The 15,401-nt window shown below is 63.4% G+C and carries 16 protein-coding genes; 5 read left to right on the top strand and 11 right to left on the bottom strand.

The window, feature by feature from the left end:
• Positions 1-90: 90 nt before the first annotated feature.
• The 8 genes from AC07OK_RS23335 to AC07OK_RS23370 all read right to left on the bottom strand — a co-directional run bounded on the left by AC07OK_RS23335 (position 91) and on the right by AC07OK_RS23370 (position 9,773).
• Entirely contained in the window at positions 91-705 is a 615-nt protein-coding gene (locus AC07OK_RS23335) for an LON peptidase substrate-binding domain-containing protein (protein ID WP_494692530.1), read from the bottom strand.
• 65 nt (positions 706-770) lie between these two features.
• Complete coding sequence (locus AC07OK_RS23340) at positions 771-2,048, bottom strand: metal-dependent hydrolase family protein (protein WP_494692531.1); 1,278 nt, start codon at positions 2,046-2,048, stop codon at positions 771-773.
• A 93-nt stretch (positions 2,049-2,141) separates the two neighbouring features.
• The gene (locus AC07OK_RS23345) at positions 2,142-2,432 is read right to left on the bottom strand and encodes an H-NS histone family protein (protein ID WP_008447725.1); all 291 of its coding nucleotides are present in this window, start codon (positions 2,430-2,432) and stop codon (positions 2,142-2,144) included.
• A gap of 180 nt (positions 2,433-2,612) precedes the next feature.
• The gene (locus AC07OK_RS23350; protein ID WP_494692532.1) at positions 2,613-3,776 is read right to left on the bottom strand and encodes a PepSY-associated TM helix domain-containing protein; all 1,164 of its coding nucleotides are present in this window, start codon (positions 3,774-3,776) and stop codon (positions 2,613-2,615) included.
• A 74-nt stretch (positions 3,777-3,850) separates the two neighbouring features.
• Positions 3,851-4,765 carry a LysR family transcriptional regulator gene (locus AC07OK_RS23355; protein ID WP_494692533.1) on the bottom strand — a complete coding sequence of 305 codons (915 nt, stop codon included), beginning with the start codon at positions 4,763-4,765 and terminating at the stop codon, positions 3,851-3,853.
• Positions 4,762-7,101, bottom strand: coding sequence for a GAF domain-containing protein (locus tag AC07OK_RS23360; protein ID WP_494692534.1), 2,340 nt, complete (start codon positions 7,099-7,101; stop codon positions 4,762-4,764). The genes AC07OK_RS23355 and AC07OK_RS23360 overlap by 4 nt, the downstream gene beginning before the upstream one ends.
• Positions 7,098-7,418, bottom strand: coding sequence for a hypothetical protein (locus tag AC07OK_RS23365; protein WP_494692535.1), 321 nt, complete (start codon positions 7,416-7,418; stop codon positions 7,098-7,100). Before AC07OK_RS23365 ends, AC07OK_RS23360 begins: the two co-directional genes overlap by 4 nt.
• 96 nt (positions 7,419-7,514) lie before the next feature.
• On the bottom strand, positions 7,515-9,773 hold the full coding sequence (locus AC07OK_RS23370) for a TonB-dependent receptor plug domain-containing protein (protein ID WP_494692536.1): 2,259 nt from the start codon (positions 9,771-9,773) through the stop codon (positions 7,515-7,517).
• A 155-nt stretch (positions 9,774-9,928) separates the two neighbouring features.
• Here AC07OK_RS23370 and asd point away from each other — a divergent pair, with 155 nt between their 5' ends.
• Positions 9,929-10,777: an archaetidylserine decarboxylase gene (gene asd / locus AC07OK_RS23375; RefSeq protein WP_494692556.1), complete on the top strand. Its 849-nt coding sequence runs from the start codon at positions 9,929-9,931 to the stop codon at positions 10,775-10,777.
• 3 nt (positions 10,778-10,780) lie between these two features.
• On the opposite strand, the gene AC07OK_RS23380 is transcribed toward asd, so the two are convergent.
• Entirely contained in the window at positions 10,781-11,692 is a 912-nt protein-coding gene (locus AC07OK_RS23380) for a LysR family transcriptional regulator (RefSeq protein ID WP_494692537.1), read from the bottom strand.
• A gap of 123 nt (positions 11,693-11,815) precedes the next feature.
• On the opposite strand from AC07OK_RS23380, the gene AC07OK_RS23385 reads away from it, so the two are divergent.
• Positions 11,816-12,415: an FMN-dependent NADH-azoreductase gene (locus AC07OK_RS23385; protein WP_494692538.1), complete on the top strand. Its 600-nt coding sequence runs from the start codon at positions 11,816-11,818 to the stop codon at positions 12,413-12,415.
• Positions 12,416-12,444: 29 nt separating this feature from the next.
• Entirely contained in the window at positions 12,445-13,314 is an 870-nt protein-coding gene (locus AC07OK_RS23390) for a pirin family protein (RefSeq protein ID WP_494692539.1), read from the top strand.
• Between the two features lie 62 nt (positions 13,315-13,376).
• On the opposite strand, the gene AC07OK_RS23395 is transcribed toward AC07OK_RS23390, so the two are convergent.
• Together AC07OK_RS23395 and AC07OK_RS23400 are read right to left on the bottom strand one after the other, a co-directional pair.
• A complete protein-coding gene (locus tag AC07OK_RS23395; protein WP_494692540.1) occupies positions 13,377-13,643 on the bottom strand; it encodes a hypothetical protein in 267 nt (88 codons plus the stop codon).
• Positions 13,643-14,068, bottom strand: coding sequence for a hypothetical protein (locus AC07OK_RS23400; protein WP_494692541.1), 426 nt, complete (start codon positions 14,066-14,068; stop codon positions 13,643-13,645). Before AC07OK_RS23400 ends, AC07OK_RS23395 begins: the two co-directional genes overlap by 1 nt.
• 121 nt (positions 14,069-14,189) lie before the next feature.
• Between AC07OK_RS23400 and AC07OK_RS23405 the strand changes: the two genes are divergently transcribed.
• Both AC07OK_RS23405 and AC07OK_RS23410 read left to right on the top strand, forming a co-directional pair.
• Entirely contained in the window at positions 14,190-14,654 is a 465-nt protein-coding gene (locus AC07OK_RS23405) for a hypothetical protein (protein WP_494692542.1), read from the top strand.
• Positions 14,655-14,943: 289 nt separating this feature from the next.
• The gene (locus tag AC07OK_RS23410; RefSeq protein WP_494692543.1) at positions 14,944-15,342 is read left to right on the top strand and encodes a hypothetical protein; all 399 of its coding nucleotides are present in this window, start codon (positions 14,944-14,946) and stop codon (positions 15,340-15,342) included.
• The last annotated feature ends 59 nt before the right edge of the window (positions 15,343-15,401 follow it).

A 15,401-nucleotide genomic window follows, 5' to 3' on the forward strand; every position in this document is an offset into this window, starting at 1 on the left:
CTGGACGGATGGCGTGGATGAGGTGGCCAGTGTAGCAGCGGCGCCCGCGGGCCGACAGGGCCAGCGTGGCGCGCGGGCGTGGAGCCAGGCCTAGTCGAGCAGGCCGTTCTCGCTCAGCACGTCCTGGATCAGCTCCAGGCGCAGCACCGGATTCTCCTGCAGCAGCAGGCGCTGCTTCTCTTCCACGTCCAGCCGCAGCAGCTCGCACCAGCGATTCGCCACCCAGCCGGCTTCGTCCAGCCGGTACGGCGGCGCCAGCGGCATGTTGGCGGTGGAGATCTGCTTCTTCTGCAAGGAGCGTATCAGGGAGCCCAGCGCATTGGCGACGTCCTGCTGCTCGCTGGGTATCGGCACCACCATGTCTTCGGCCACTTCCTCGACCTCGGCCATCCACAGGCCGTGCTTGAGCTGTTCGGCGGATTTGATCTGGAAGCGCGTGGTGCCGATGCAGGAGATCTGCAGCAGGCCCGGCAAGGGCGCGGTCCAGTCGATGATGCGCGCCATGGTGCCGGCGTCGGACAGGGTTTCGTGCTGGTCGGGCACGCGGGTTTCGCTGCCGTCCAGCAGCGGCACGACGCCGAATTCTTCGCCGCGGGCGATGCAGCGCTTGATCAGATCCAGGTAGCGCACTTCAAACACCTGCAAGGGCAAATGCCCGTCCGGGAACAGGATGGTATTCAGCGGGAAAAGAGGAATTGATGACATTCCGCCATCATCGCATGAAATGGCTGTGCTCGTCCTAGACAGAGCGCACTAACCTTACGGCTTCCTTAAGGTCGGCGGAAAATCACGCCGCCTTTCATCACAAAAGCAACGCTGCGCAGCGCCGAGATGTCCTGGGTCGGGTCGCCCTGCACCGCCACCAGGTCGGCCAGGTAGCCGGCGCCGATCCGGCCCAGCGATGCGCCACGGTCCAGCACCGCCGCGTTGACCACGGTGGCCGCCTGCAGCGCCTCGGTCGGCGTCATGCCCAGCTTGACCATCCATTCCAGTTCGCGCGCGTTGTCGCCATGCGCGAACACGCCAACGTCGCTGCCGTTGCCGATGACCACGCCCAGCTTGCGCGCCAGCTGGAAGGCGCGCGCGGCGGCCTGCATGGACGGCGTCGGCGGCCCGCCGCGCTGGTATTTTTGGAAGTATTCGCTGGTCGCCTCGGGCGCGGTCAAGGTCGGGAAATAAGCGACGCGGCGCTCGGCCATCAGGCGGAAGGTGGCCTCGCTGCCGCCGTAGCCGTGCTCGATGCTGTCGACGCCGGCCAGCGTGGCGCGGCGCATGCCTTCATCCGTGCTTGCATGCGCGGAAACCTTGCGGCCCGATTCGTGGGCGGCGGCCACCAGCGCATCCAGTTCGGCCTGCGAGAAGGTGGCGTGGGCGCTGCCGTCGGCGCCGCTGCGGTAGTCGGCGTAGACCTTGATCCAGTCGGCGCCGCGCGCGCCCTGCTCGCGCACCGCGCGCGTGACCTCGTCGACGCCGCTGGCTTCCTGCGCGCCCTTGGGCAGGTCGAGGTCGGCGCGGTAGTTGCGCGGCGACGGACCATACGTGCCGGTGGCAACGATCGCGCGGGTGGCGATGAATAAGCGCGGACCGGGAATAACTCCGTCCTCTATCGCTTTTTTAATCGCCACGTCGGCATACAAAGCGCCTTCGGTGCCCAGATCGCGCAGCGTGGTAAAGCCGGCTTGTAATGTGGCGGCGGCATGGCGTCCGGCCAGCAAGGTGCGGTATTCCACCGACTCCTTTAAGACCTGGTCGTCCCACGAGGTTTCGTTATAAGGATGCAGCAACACATGGGAATGCAGATCCATTAATCCCGGGATCAGCGTGGCGCCGGGCAGGCTGATACGCTCGACGCCGGCCGGGACATTCATTTTATCGCTGGGGCCGACGGCGGCGATCTTGCCCTGCACGATAAGCACCGACCAATGGTCATGCGCGGGACCGTCGCCGGTCCAGACGCGGTCCGGGCTTAATAAGCTGTCGGCGGCGTGCGCGGCGGGAGTAAGGAGGGAAATTAAAGCGGAGAATAATACTGCGGCACGGCGCATCATGGATCGCGTCCCAAAAGAGAAAAGCCGGGGCCGGGGTTTATAAGGAATATAAACCCGCACACCCCGGCCTTGCAGCGAGCTTGCCGACTAAGCTTACTTAATCAGATATTGCTCTTTGTCCTTGCCTTCCAGCCATTTCGGAGCGCGGCCACGGCCGGTCCAGGTCTGGCCGGTTGCGTCGTCGCGGTACTTGGTTGGCACTGGTGCGCGGGTTTTGACCGTCTTCACCTTGGCTACGCCGCCCAGATCCGCCACGGTCAGGCCGTATTCACGCATGATGGCCGTGACTTTCTCTTTGGCCTGCGCGATTTCATTCTTGCGGGCGCTTTCGGCCAGGTTTTCCAGTTCGGCGATCTTGGCTTTGTATTCCTGGTAAGTCGTCATCGTATTTCCTTCTTATCGGCGGGTTAAATATTAAAAAAAACCACTGGTGACAATGTGTGAGAATTGATTAGCGCAATTTACCATAACTTTGCGCTGATTCTCCAGAGATATATGTGACAAATACCAATATAGCGATAAAAACGAATAATTTCCACTACTGTTGTTCAACTGAAGCGCATATCAGACGCTTTTACGACGCCGCCGCAATACCCAGGTGGAGAGTCCCGTTATAAAGAATAAGGCCGGCAACAAACCGGCTATCACCATAAGCCAACGGCCTATGGCGCCGCCGAATTGGCCTGAATGCAGAGGAAATAAAGACGCCAGGAAGCGGTCGCCGCCCGTGCCGGCCAGCGGATTAACTGTTTCAATCACGGCGCCGCTGCGGATATCGATCAGCAGGCGCAAGGTGCCGGTGCGCTGCCAATCGTCGGCGCGGCGCAGGCGGACCTGGTACAGGCCGCGATCGGGCAGGCGTTGCAGCGCCAGCAGCACGGCGCCGTCGCTGAGGTGCTGTTCGGCGATCGCCCTGGCGTCGTTCCAGGAGATCGTGGCTTCGCCTTTTTGCACGGCTGGCATGGCGATGCCGCGATGGGCGGTGCTGACCGGCGTCAGCTGCCCCACCAGCGCGCGCCCCAGCTCCGGCAAGCCGTTGTAGAAGCCGGTGGCGGCGACCACCAGCATCAGCACGATCGCCAGCAGGCCGGCCGAGCGGTGCAGGTCGAAATGGCTGCGATAGGCGTTCTGGCGCCAGTTGACGCGCAAGGCCCGCTTCCAGCCCTGCGCCGGGGTCGGCCAGGCCAGCAGCAGGCCGGCGATCAGCAAGGCCACCCAGGCCAGCGCCAGCCAGCCCAGCGCGGCGCGGCCGGTTTTGCCTTGCAGCAGGCTGTCGTGCCAGCGCAGCAGCGTCGGCACCAGATGCGCGGCGTCAAGGCCGACTTCTTCGCGGTCGCGGCTGCCCAGCAAGGCGCCGCTACACGAGTCCAGCATGGCCTCGTTGTCGGCGACGCCGGGCGCCTTGAAATACAGGCCGTAGCTGGCGCCGGCATGGCTGGGCAGATACACCGAGCCGACCTGGGCCTGCGGCCACACGCGCTGCAAGCTGGCGACCGCGCCCGTCACATCCAGCGGCGCGACGCAGGGCACGGCGTTGTGCATCAGCCGGGGATTGAGCTCGGCGTCGAGTTCGTGATGGAACACCAGCAAGCTGCCGCTCAGGCCGGCCAACACCAGCACCAGGCCCAGCGTCAGCCCCAGCCATCGATGCAGCCACAGCACACCCGGACGGATGGTCTGGCGCAGGCTGCGCGGCGGTCGATGAGCAGGATGGTGGGCGGTGGACATTGGACTCGGCATCAAAAGAGGACGCCGATTATACTAAAGTTTCATAGTAGATGCGAACAATTCTCAATTACCATTCATTCGCACAGGGGGCGGTGCATGATGCCATCCTTGACGACCTTGCGGATCAGGTTGGCCAGGCGGCAGGTCGCGGGGCCGGCCAGCTCCGGGTTGGCGACGATCAGCGACAGCGACTGCTTGCGGCGCTGCCCGACCCGCAGCGGCAGCGGTTTGAGCAAGTCCTGTTCCAGCTGGGTCCGTATCTTGTGCTCGGGCAGCCAGCCGAAGCCCAGGCCGCTGCAGATCATCTCCAGCCGCGTGTGCGGGCTGGTGACGCTCCAGCGCTGGTTGCTGTTGAGCCAGCCGTGGTCGCGCGGGTTCAAGGTGCCGGAATCGCGCACCACGATGTGCAGGTTGCGGCTCAGGTCGTCCACTTCCAGCTCGCGGCCCAGCGCGTGCAGCGGATGGCAGGGATGGGCCACGGCGACGAATTCGATATCCATCAGCACATCGCCCAGGAAACCGGGTGGTACCCGGCTGACGATGGCGATGTCGACACGTTTTTCCAGCAGCGCATCCTCCGAGCCGGACAGCACGGTCTCCTCCAGGTTGACGCGGGTGTGCCGGGCCCACGGTTCGAAATCGCGCAGCACCTGCACCAGCAGCTCGACCGGGAACAGGCTGTCGACCGCGATGCCGACCTGCGGCTCCCAGCCTTCGGCCAGGCTGCTGGCCAGCTGCTCCAGCTGGAAGGCGTCGCCCAGCAGCTCGCGCGCCTTGGCCAGCAGGGCCTCGCCGTTCTTGGTCAGGCGCGCGCGGCGGCCGTCGATTTCCAGCAATTCCACGCCCAGCTGCTCCTGCAACTTGGCCACCATGTAGCTGACCGACGACTGGCTGCGGTGCAGCGCCTCGGCCGCCTGCGCATAGCCGCCGCATTCCACGATCGCCTGCAAGACCTGCCATTGTTCCAGTGTGCTGCGGGGTATCTTCACTTCGATTCCATGACAAAGGTGCCGTCCCAGTCGTCGGGCGGCGGCGAGGCGGCCATGTGGGCGCAGCGTTCGATGTACAGCGCGGCCACCTTGTCATGCGGATTGAGCGCCAGCACTTCGTCGAACAGCTTGCCGGCGGCGGCCCAGTGGCGCTTGCGGTAGCTGAGCAGGCCGTTGCGGAACAGGCCCATGGCCTCGGCCAGGTTGGGGTAGCTGTCCTCGGTGTGGAAGTCCATCACCTCGTAGATCGAGACCGGCTGGGTCTTGCCCTTGACCACCACGATGTCGACTTCGCGCAGGCGGTAGGTGCCGCGCAGCGCGCGGTAGGTGAACGCGCTGATGAGGATGCGCGCGCCATACTGCTTGCAGGCCGATTCCAGCCGCGCCGCCAGGTTCACGCCGTCGCCGATGATGGTGTAGTCCATGCGCTTCTTGGAGCCGATGTTGCCGGACACGACCTGGTCGGTGTTGAGGCCGATGCCGATCTCCACCGGCGGCTTGCCCTCGCGCGCGCGCAGCTGGTTCCAGGCGCTGAGCTCGTTCATCATGGCGATGGCGGTGCGCAGCGCGCGGTCGGCGTCGTCGTCGTGGCCGACCGGGATGCCGAAGGCGGCCATGATGGCGTCGCCGATGAACTTGTCGAGCATGCCCTCTTCGCGCTGGATGCAGTCGACCATCATGGTGAAGTATTCGTTGAGCAAGGTGACCGTGCCCTGCGCGCCGAGCTGCTCGGTGATGGTGGTGAAGCTGCGGATGTCCGAGAACAGCACCGTGGCGTGCACGTTTTTACCGCCCAGCATTTCGGCGCCGTTGGCCACCATCTGGTCGGCGATGCCGGGGTCCATGTAGCGCGACATGGTCGAGCGCAGGCGCTTCTCGCTGGAGATGTCCTCGAGCATCAGCATCCAGCCGATGCGCTTCTTCTCCATCGACAGCAGCGGCTGCACGCTGAAGTTGACCGACAGCGTGGCGTCGTCCAGCACCAGTTCGGCGTCCATCAGGTGTTCGGCGGTCTGCCTTTCCTCGACATGGCGCAGCTTGTCCATCACCCAGCTGTTGGCGGCGCCGAAGAAATCCGCCGCCGAGCGGCCGACGATGGCGTCGGTCGCGGTGCGCAGGATGCGCAGGCCGGCTGCGTTGCAGGTGACGATTTTTTCCTGGCTGTCGAGCGTGACGACGCCGTTCGACATCGACTCCAGCATGGCTTCGTTGTAGTTCTTGATCTGCTGGACGTCGGCGAACAGCTTGGCGTTTTCCAGCGCGATCGAGATCTGCGCGGTGAAGGCGCGCAGCCGCGATTCGTCCTCGTGGGTGAACGGGCCGCCGCGCTTGTTGAGCACCTGGGTCACGCCGATGATCTTGCCGGCCTTGTTAACGATCGGTACACACAGGATGGAGCGCGTGAAGTAGCCGGTGCGCTTGTCGAACGCCGGATTGAAGCGCAGGTCGGCATACGCATACGGGATGTTGATGGTCTTGCCCGTCGTGAAGACGGCGCCCGCGATGCCGGCCGTGTTGGGCAGGCGGATTTGCAGCGACTCCAGGCCCTGCCCCACTTCCGACCACAGCTCGCCGGTTTTCTCGTCGTTGAGGAACAGGGTCGAACGCTCGGCGTTGAGCAGGCGCGTGGCTTCGCCCATCACTTTTTGCAGCAGCGAGCCGAGCTTGATGTCGGCCGTGACCTCGGACACCACGTCGATGAATTCCATCTCCTGGCGCCGGATCTTCTTCATGCTTTCGAGGAAGCGCGCGCTTTGCAGCGCCAGCGTGCCTTGCGTGGTCAGCGCCTCCAGCAGTTGCAGGTCGGCGCGGGTGAACTTGCCGCGGCGCTTGTTGAGCGTCTGCGACACGCCGATGATCTCGCCCTTGAAGGTCTTGATCGGCACGCACAGGATGTTGCGGGTGACGAAGCCGGTCTGCTCGTCGATGGAACGGTTGAAGCGCGGATCGGCGTAGGCGTCGGCGATGCTGACCGCCTCGCCGGTGGTGAACACGTGGCCGGCGATACCGGTGTGATTCAGAAAGCGGATCTCGCGCTGGATATTGCCCTGCGCGACGCGGGAGAACAGCTCGCCGGTCTCGGCGTCGTTGAGAAACAGCGTGCCGCGTTCGGCATCGAGTTCCTCGGTGGTGACGTCGATCAGCGCGGTCAAGATTTCGTCCAGCGTATCGTAGGCGGCCATGCGGCGCGACACTTCCAGCAACAGTTCGACCTGGCGCAGCCGCTTGCGCTGGGCGCCCGCCACCGCCTGCGCCGACGCGGCCTCGCTCTTGACGGGCGGCTTGGCCGGCACGCTGCGGATCGCGGGTTTCGAGTTGGACACGGGATCTCTCATGCGCGCGCCTCCAGCGTGTGGCGCAGCGCGCGTATGGTGTCGTGCAGCTGGGCGATTTCGGCGTGGCGCACGGTGTTGGCCTGTTGCAGCGCGTCGAGCTTTTCCTGCGTCAGCCGTTCCAGGCTGGTGCGCAGGGCGGCGACGGTTTCGCGCAATTGGCTGATCTCGCTGTGGGCGAAGGACAAGGCGTCCTGCACCGCATGCTGGCGCTCGTTGTGGGACAGTTCCAACTCCGAGCGCAGCACGACCACGGTGCGCTGCAAATCGCGCACCTCGGCCAGCGCCAGACGCAGGCTGTCGTCGTCGGGCTGGATCATCTCGGTAACTTTAGGCTTTTTCAGGGGAGGCCCGCTGCAAGAAGTACACTGCAGCATCATATCATCTAGAAATCACGGCACCTCGGAATCATGCCTTCAAAAGCGCTTTTCGATGGTGACGCGCAGCTGGGTTTCGCCGCTGGCCACCGTTTGCCGGTTCTGCGTGCCGTTGGCGTCGCTGTACAGGCTTTCCGTGGCGTAGTCCTGCCCCAGCAGGTTGGAAACGGCGATGCGCAGATTGTTCTGGGTGTCGATTTTCCACAACGCATACACGTCCAGGTCGCGCCGCACGCTGGTGTAGCCGCCCTGGGTGCCGCTCAGGCGGGCCAGGCCGCCGTTGCGGAAACTGTAGCTGCCGCCGGTGCTGAGCATGCCGCTCGGGCTCTTGTAGTCGACGCCCAGGGTGGCGCTGAGCGGGGTCTGCTGGTCGAGGCGGTTGTCGGGGCCGGGCACGCTTTCCACACGCGACCAGTTGCGGCTGACGCTGGCGCGCAGATCCAGCGCCGGCGCCTGCTCGACCAGCGCGCGCACCGGGAACTTGGCTTCCAGCTCGATGCCGCGGGTTTCGGCGCGGCCATCGTTGATCGAAGTCGAGACCCAGCGCTGGTCTTCATACAGCAAGCCCTGGTGGGTGTAGTTGTCGATCCGGCGCATCGAGGCGCTGGCGCTCAGCAAGCCACCCTCGCCCCAGTAATGTTCGAACGAGGCGTCCAGGCCCAGCGCCAGTTCCGGCTTCAGGTGCGGATTGCCGCGGCGGTCGGGCTCGGTCGGGCTGTTGTTGGTCGAGGTGAACTTGCGCGGAATCAGGCTGGCCGTCGACGGCGCCTTGTAGGTGCGGGTCAGCGCCACGCGCAGCTGGTCCTTCTTGTTGGGGAACTTGAACAGCGTCTGCATCAGCGGGCTGAACACGCTGGAGCGCTGCCGTACTGCGTCAAAGGTATTGCCGTCGCTGCGGGTGTCCAGGCCTTCCCAGCGCAGGCCGGTGTAGAGCGACCACTGCGGCGTCAGGTTCCACTCATCCTGGCCGTACAGCGCCAGCCGCGTGACCTTGGCCGAGAAACCCTCGTCGCTGTTGTCCGGCGTGCTGCCCGGCAGCGCGGCCTCGCGCTGCGTGCGCTGGTCCTCACGTTGGTTCAGGCCGGCATCCCAGCCCATCGCCAGCGCATGCTCGGTCGGCACCTCGCCCTTGCCGTCGGCCGGCGCGGCGCCGAAGGTCAAGGGCCGCGAATACTTGCCCTGGGTGCTGAAGCCGTGTTCGGTGCCGACCGCGACGACGGTGCGCGCCAAGGTCGGCGGCAAGCCATGGTTGCCGCCGATCTGCAATGAATCGGAGGTGTTGCGGTTGTCGCTGACGCCGGCCTTGATATCGAGCTTGGCGCCCTCGTCCAGCTTGTGCACCCAGTTCAGGTCGGTGCGGCCGAAGCCGTTGTGGCTGCTGTAGCTGCTGTCGATGCGGTCGTAGTCCGGGCCCCGGCCCAGCGTGGTGACGGTGCGGCTGTGGCTGTTGCTGGCGAACTGGTTCAGGTTGACAAAGGTCTGCGACGTCAGCGTGTCGCCGTTGTCCAGGGTCCAGTTGATGCGCGGCGACAGGTTCATGCCTTGGGCGCGGCCCTGGTCTTGCCAGGGTGCGGCGCGGCTCAGGTTGGGCACGCCGGCGGCGTCGGTACCACGGTCGAACACCGGCGTCATGCGGTTATACATATAGCGAAAGGCATTGCCGCCCAGCGAGTAGGAGGTGCTGCCGAGCTTGTCCGACATCTGCAGGCTGACTGATGGCGAGCTGAACTTGCTGCCCTTGCCCTCGCTGAACTTGACTTCGCGCTGGGCCGCCTTGAGCGCCTTCTTCAGCACGATGTTGATGGTGCCGGCGATCGATTGCGTGCTGAACTCGGCGCTGGCGGCGCGCAGCACCTCGATGCGCTCGATCACCTCGGGCGACAGGCTGTCGATGGCGAAGCCGGCCGGGGCGCGCTCGCCGTTGATCAGGATCTGGGTGTAGCCGTTGCCCAGGCCGCGCATGCGGATCTCGCCGCCGCTGCGGCCGGCCGCGCCGCTGACGGTGATGCCGGGCACGCGCTTGAGCACGTCGTTGACCGAGGTGTCGCCGTATTTCTGGATTTCCTCGCTGGTGATGACGGTCTTGCTAGCGGTATCATCGCGGCGCGCGTCATAGCTGGCGGCGGCGCCTTTGATCTCCACCTTCTGCATGGTGGCGGCTTCGGCCGGCTTGGCTTGCTTGAGCTGTTGGGCGGGCGCTGGCGGCGCCTCGGCCTCGGCATGGGCGGCGCCGGCGGCGAGGTAAATGGACAGGACAGCGGCAGCGATCTGCGTCAGGCGAAATTGGCGGGCAGGCATGATTCTTAAAGGCAAGTGATCGGACAAGTAGCGAGCTTGCATTATGCCTTGTTTAATGCCAAATGTTCAGCATTTAACAAGACGCCCAGATTGTTTAGTACGAATTCCTAAACCCCGGCGCTATAATGCGCGATCGTTTATTGTATGGATACCCTATCGTGTCTCGTCTTGCCGTCCTGCCGCACTACCTGCTTCCCAAGGGAGCGTTGACCAATTTTGCCGGCCGCGTGGCCGGCGCCAAGGGTGGCAGCAAGACCACCTGGCTGATACGCTGGTTCGTCGGCAAGTACAACGTCAATATGGACGAGGCGCTCGATCCCGACATTGCGCACTACGCCAGCTTCAACGAATTCTTCACCCGCGCGCTGCGTCCCGACGCCCGCCCGATCGCCGACGCCGACTTCATCTGCCCGATCGACGGCCGCATCAGCCAGTTCGGCGACATCAAGGAAGACCAGATCTTCCAGGCCAAGGGCCACAATTTCAGCACCACCGCGCTGGTCGGCGGCGACGCCGAGCTGGCCGCCAAGTTCCAGAACGGCAGCTTCGCCAACCTGTACCTGAGCCCGCGCGACTACCACCGCATCCACATGCCTTGCGACGGCAAGCTGACCCGCATGATCTACGTGCCGGGCGAGCTGTTCTCGGTCAGCCCGGCCGCCGCGCGCGGCATTCCCGGCCTGTTCGCCCGCAACGAGCGCGTGGTGTGCGTGTTCGACACCGCCCACGGCCCGTTCGTGATGACCCTGGTCGGCGCCACCATCGTCGGCAGCATGGCCACCGTGTGGCACGGCGTGGTCAATCCGCCGCGCATGCCGCATGTGTGCGAATGGCAGTACGACGACCAGAACATCGTGCTGAAAAAAGGCGAGGAACTGGGCCGCTTCCTGCTGGGTTCGACCGTCGTCATGCTGTTCCCCAAGGATGTGCTGAGCTTCAATCCGGCCTGGCAACCGGCCGGCGCCGTCCAGCTGGGCCAGGCGATGGCTCAGCTGAAGAAGTAAGCGCTACACTCCGACCGGTTCGCCCTCCTCGAAGGCGGCCTGCAACATGTCGAGGAATACCCTGGTCTTGGCCGGCATCAGCCGGCGGCCGGGGAACACCGCCCACCCGCTAACGACCGGGAACGACCACTCCGGCAACACCCTCACCAAGGTCCCCGTCTGCACATGCTCGCGCGCGATCAGCTCGGTCGAGGCGGCGATGCCCACGCCCGTGGTCGCCATACGCACCAGCAGTTCCGGCGAGTTGGCCAGCAGCCGCACCGGCAACTCGCGCTCCCATTCGGTTTTCCCGCGCAACAGCTTCCAGCGTATCAGCCCGTTCACCCGTGGTGGCAGGCTGAGCAGGTCGTGCTTGAACAGGTCGTCGGGGTGTTCGGGCAGGCCCCGCAGCGAGGTGTAGAGCGGCGAGGCGTACAGGGCGATCTTGCTCAGCGTGACGCGGCGCGCGGCCAGCGAGGCATCGTCCGGCAGGTTGCCCATGCGGATGGCCAGGTCGAAGTTCTCCGCCACCAGATCGACCCGACGCGGCGACAAATCCAGCTCCAGCGCGATGGCCGGGTACTGGTTCATGAAGCGCGTCATCATCGCGCCCATCGCCACGTTGGCGAAGTCGGCTGGCATCGAGATCCGCAACAGGCCGCTGGGCGCGCCCTGCCGATGCTGGGCCAGTGCGCCGGCCTGCTCGGTTTCGTCGGCCACGCGGCGCGCGTGCTCCAGCAGGCTGGCGCCGAATTCGGTCAGCACCAGCTTGCGCGTGGTGCGCTGGAGCAGGCGCTCGCCCAGTTGCGCCTCCAGCAGCGAAATCCGGCGCGACACCGTCGATTTCGGCAATTGCACCCGCTGCGCCGCCAGGCTGAAGCTGCCGCATTCGACGATGCGGGCGAATAACAACAGGTCGCCAGGGTCGATTTCCACGCATTTCCTCCTTCATTGTTCCATCAGTGGATTAATGTTATCCATTTTAGCGGCTTCCGGAACGAATATGAAACGATTAAAGTGACTACATCGCAGCACAAACCAGACAACAGGAGCAACACCATGAACATCTTGCAAATCAATTCCAGCGCCCGCAGCACCGGTTCCGAATCCACCCGCCTGGCCGACGCCATCGTCGCCAAGGTCCGCGCCGCCAACCCAGCCGCAACGCTGCTGCGCCGCGACCTGGCAGCCGATCCGCATCCGGTGATCGACGAGCCGACCCTGCAAGCTCTGTTCACCCCGGCCGACCAGCGCACCGAAGCCCAGGCCGCCCGCGTGGCGCTGGACGACGCGCTGATCGCCCAGGTGCAAGCGGCCGACGTGATCGTCATCGGCGCGCCGACCTACAACTTCGGCATCACCGCGCAGCTGAAAAGCTGGTTCGACGCGATTGCCCGCGCCGGTGTGACCTTCAAGTACGGCCCAACCGGCCCGGTTGGCCTATTGACCGGCAAGAAGGTGTACGTGGCGCTGTCGCGTGGCGGCATGCACCGCGACGGCCCGACCGACACCCAGCTGGCGCACATCAAGATGTTCCTGAACTTCGTGGGCCTGACCGATGTGCAATATATCTTCGCCGAAGGCCTGGGCATGGGCCCTGAAGCGGTGGCCAAGGCGCAAGCGCAGGCGGAAGCAGAAATCAACGCAGTACTGGTGTAACGCAACTCAACAAGCCAAGGAGCAAAGTCATGACCGATCAAGTAAACACCCCTCGCAGCGTAGAGCGCGTTATCAGCGGCCAGGCCGTGATGGACGGCGCAGGCGTCAAGATCAATCGCGTCCTGACCCAGCCCTTGCAGCGCCGGCTCGATCCGTTTTTGATGCTGGATAATTTCGGCAGCGACCAGGCCAACGACTACATCGCCGGCTTCCCCAGCCATCCGCACCGCGGCTTTGAAACCGTGACCTACATGCTGGAAGGCCGCATGCGTCACAAGGACAGCGCCGGCAACGAAGGCTTGCTGACCAACGGCGGCGTGCAATGGATGACCGCTGGCCGTGGCGTGATCCACTCGGAAATGCCGGAGCAGGAAGAAGGCGTGATGGAAGGTTTCCAGCTGTGGCTGAACCTGCCCGCCAAGGACAAGATGCAGGCGCCGTGGTATCGCGATTTCAATGGCGCCGACGTGCCGGCCTTTACCACGGCAGATGGCGTGGCGGTCAAAGTCATCGCCGGCAACAGCCACGGCGTGGCCGGTGCGGTGCAGCGCGCGGTGACGGAGCCGATTTATCTCGACATCCATGTGCCGGCCGGCGCCAGCTTCAGCCAGGCGCTGCCGGAAGGTCACAACGCATTCATCTTCACCTATCGCGGTGAGGTGAACGTCGGCGACAAGGCGGTGGCGTCGGGCCGGATGGCGATCCTGGCGAATACCGCAGGCGCCGATGGCGTGACGGTGCATGCAACGGAAGACAGCCGTCTGATCCTGGTGGCCGGCCAGCCGCTGAACGAGCCGATCGCGCAGTACGGCCCGTTTGTGATGAACACGCAGGCCGAGATCTTCGCCGCCGTTGAAGATTTCCGCGCCGGCAAGCTGGGCGAGGAAGCCCACGCTTAAAGTTGCAACAGCCGCCGGGCAGACATCCTGCCTGGCGGCTGTCCTATTTCGACATCGATGCGCTAGCTTTCGTTGTGCTTGTCGCGCAAGGCAAGTAGACCGCGTATCAAGCGAGCCAACCCTGCTGCCTTTTCACGTTGTTCGCGTTTATCTCGATCCGCTAGCAGTTGGCGCACTTGGCGCCTGAGTTGGAAGTTGTCGACGGCATAGGCCACCAACACGATAGCCATGACCATGCCTGTCATCGGCTCCCCTCCAACGTGCCAGGAAGCCCAAGCCAAAACGGCGCAGATGATTCCCACAATGAGCAGCGCGACGCGGTCTAGCATTATCGACTCCAGGCAAGTTTGTAGTTCTTGCGCGATTTTACGTCCTGCTGATAGATACCTGGCCATCGAAGTAAAACGGAGGCCAACCAAGGTTCATGAAGATGATTGCGCTGCGCGCTCAACAGCACGTCTGACATGGAGTTGCCGTCCGCGAGGGAGCGTCCGGTCGCGACCGCGATACTGCCGATTACGGCACCGGCGTAAAACGAAGCGCGCAAGGTCCCCAAGTAAATCAGTTTTTCCAAGCCAGTACCCGCACCGATCAACTCCGCGATCGTAACGTTTCGGCCAAATTGTTTAATCGCCGCAAGCAGGACGGTCGCAGTCTGAATCGCTGCGCCGTTGCTGGCAAAAAGCGTCTCTGGGCAATCCAGGCCCAGACCGTCCATGTTTTCTTTAAAATACTTGTAAAAGTCGGATGACATGATGTTCTCCTATGGCGGCAGGCCCGTCCTGGCGGTCATAGAAGCATACGTGGGCTAAGCGTGGAGTGATTGACGCGCATCAGGTCAGGTAGAGTGCCGTCACTCAGGATAAAATGCCGGCATGATGCCCACTATCCTCAAATGGCTGCGTTACCTGAGCCACGTTCTCGGCTTTGAGACGGCCGATTCCTTCCCGCCTGGCCATCCGTATGAACGGACGCGCTGGAATGGCGCCTATTTCGACATCGCCTCCGACGTCAAGCCGGACCTGATCGAGAGCCGCCTGTGCGAGGCGATCGGCAACACGCCGCTGGTGTTCGGCTACATCACCAATCCGACGCCGCGCATGCAGCGCGCGCTGCTGGCGATGCTGGAGGAACGCATGCGCAATAACCGCGGCCGCGCCAGTGAACTGGCGGCGCTGCTGGTGGCCGCCTACGACAGCCCGCACATCACCGAAGTGGTTCCCGGCCTGCGCGCCGCCATCGCCGCCACCCGCCACGAGGACATGAGCGAGCGCGCGCGCAGTGTCATGGTTTTCCTGGGTTCGATGCAGTCGCCGTTCGACGTGATCGAGCTGAATTAAAGCTAGCTCGCGCACCTCAGGAGTACGCACATGGGGTGCGCCGCCCGGCGCCTTGTGGCAAAACCTCGATTTTCTCTTCGATTTCCCCCGATTTTTTCAAGCATTAGGCTATTTCCGGATTTGCCGGCCCAAATTGGGGAAAACCGAAAAAAATATGGGCGAAAATAGCGTATTCCCCACAATGACCGTGCCGCCCTGCGGATTCAACCGGTCGACGCAACATACTCTTAGGCAGGAGGAGCGTTGCAATTTGCTGGTGAATTGGTAATTTTTTGGAAGAACTTAAATAATGGTCGAAATTAAAGTTACCAAGCACCCGAAAAAACATTCTTTTTTTGGTACCGTATTCGTCGTCGCACAATCCATATTTGCAGTTCTGTTAGTAGCTATAGCGGTTGCCTTCATCCTAATATGGCTAATGTCAGTGGTTCTCTCGTTCATGCCGGGCAGCGGCCTTATGCCTTGGGTCACATCAGGACTGTCGGCATTCGGATTATTTTTTATTTTCTTGGCCGCTATTCCCGGTATTCCGGGAATCATCTGGGTGACATGGTTGGTCGATCACGTAACCCCACCCTTGGATCGAATTCTCAAGATTACGGCCTGGGTTGGAAAGTTGGCTTTTAAGATTGGCGCGATCGCAGCAATTTTGATCTTGGTTCTTGTAATAGTTAGCGCTATGCGCTAGCCGGCACATACTGAGGGCTCATAGCGGCGGAAGCGGACCTCCCCATCGCTGACGACAAG

The sequence above is a fragment of the Duganella sp. GW821-FHT07G03 genome (genome assembly GCF_059418605.1).

Coding starts and splice junctions, on each gene's coding strand:
- AC07OK_RS23400 (WP_494692541.1), bottom strand. CDS start 14,068: ATGTCATCCGACTTTTACAAGTATTTTAAAGAAAACATGGACGGTCTG.
- AC07OK_RS23335 (WP_494692530.1), bottom strand. CDS start 705: ATGTCATCAATTCCTCTTTTCCCGCTGAATACCATCCTGTTCCCGGAC.
- AC07OK_RS23395 (WP_494692540.1), bottom strand. CDS start 13,643: ATGCTAGACCGCGTCGCGCTGCTCATTGTGGGAATCATCTGCGCCGTT.
- AC07OK_RS23345 (WP_008447725.1), bottom strand. CDS start 2,432: ATGACGACTTACCAGGAATACAAAGCCAAGATCGCCGAACTGGAAAAC.
- AC07OK_RS23390 (WP_494692539.1), top strand. CDS start 12,445: ATGACCGATCAAGTAAACACCCCTCGCAGCGTAGAGCGCGTTATCAGC.
- AC07OK_RS23360 (WP_494692534.1), bottom strand. CDS start 7,101: ATGAGAGATCCCGTGTCCAACTCGAAACCCGCGATCCGCAGCGTGCCG.
- AC07OK_RS23385 (WP_494692538.1), top strand. CDS start 11,816: ATGAACATCTTGCAAATCAATTCCAGCGCCCGCAGCACCGGTTCCGAA.
- AC07OK_RS23410 (WP_494692543.1), top strand. CDS start 14,944: ATGGTCGAAATTAAAGTTACCAAGCACCCGAAAAAACATTCTTTTTTT.
- AC07OK_RS23350 (WP_494692532.1), bottom strand. CDS start 3,776: ATGTCCACCGCCCACCATCCTGCTCATCGACCGCCGCGCAGCCTGCGC.
- AC07OK_RS23370 (WP_494692536.1), bottom strand. CDS start 9,773: ATGCCTGCCCGCCAATTTCGCCTGACGCAGATCGCTGCCGCTGTCCTG.
- AC07OK_RS23365 (WP_494692535.1), bottom strand. CDS start 7,418: ATGATCCAGCCCGACGACGACAGCCTGCGTCTGGCGCTGGCCGAGGTG.
- AC07OK_RS23405 (WP_494692542.1), top strand. CDS start 14,190: ATGATGCCCACTATCCTCAAATGGCTGCGTTACCTGAGCCACGTTCTC.
- AC07OK_RS23340 (WP_494692531.1), bottom strand. CDS start 2,048: ATGATGCGCCGTGCCGCAGTATTATTCTCCGCTTTAATTTCCCTCCTT.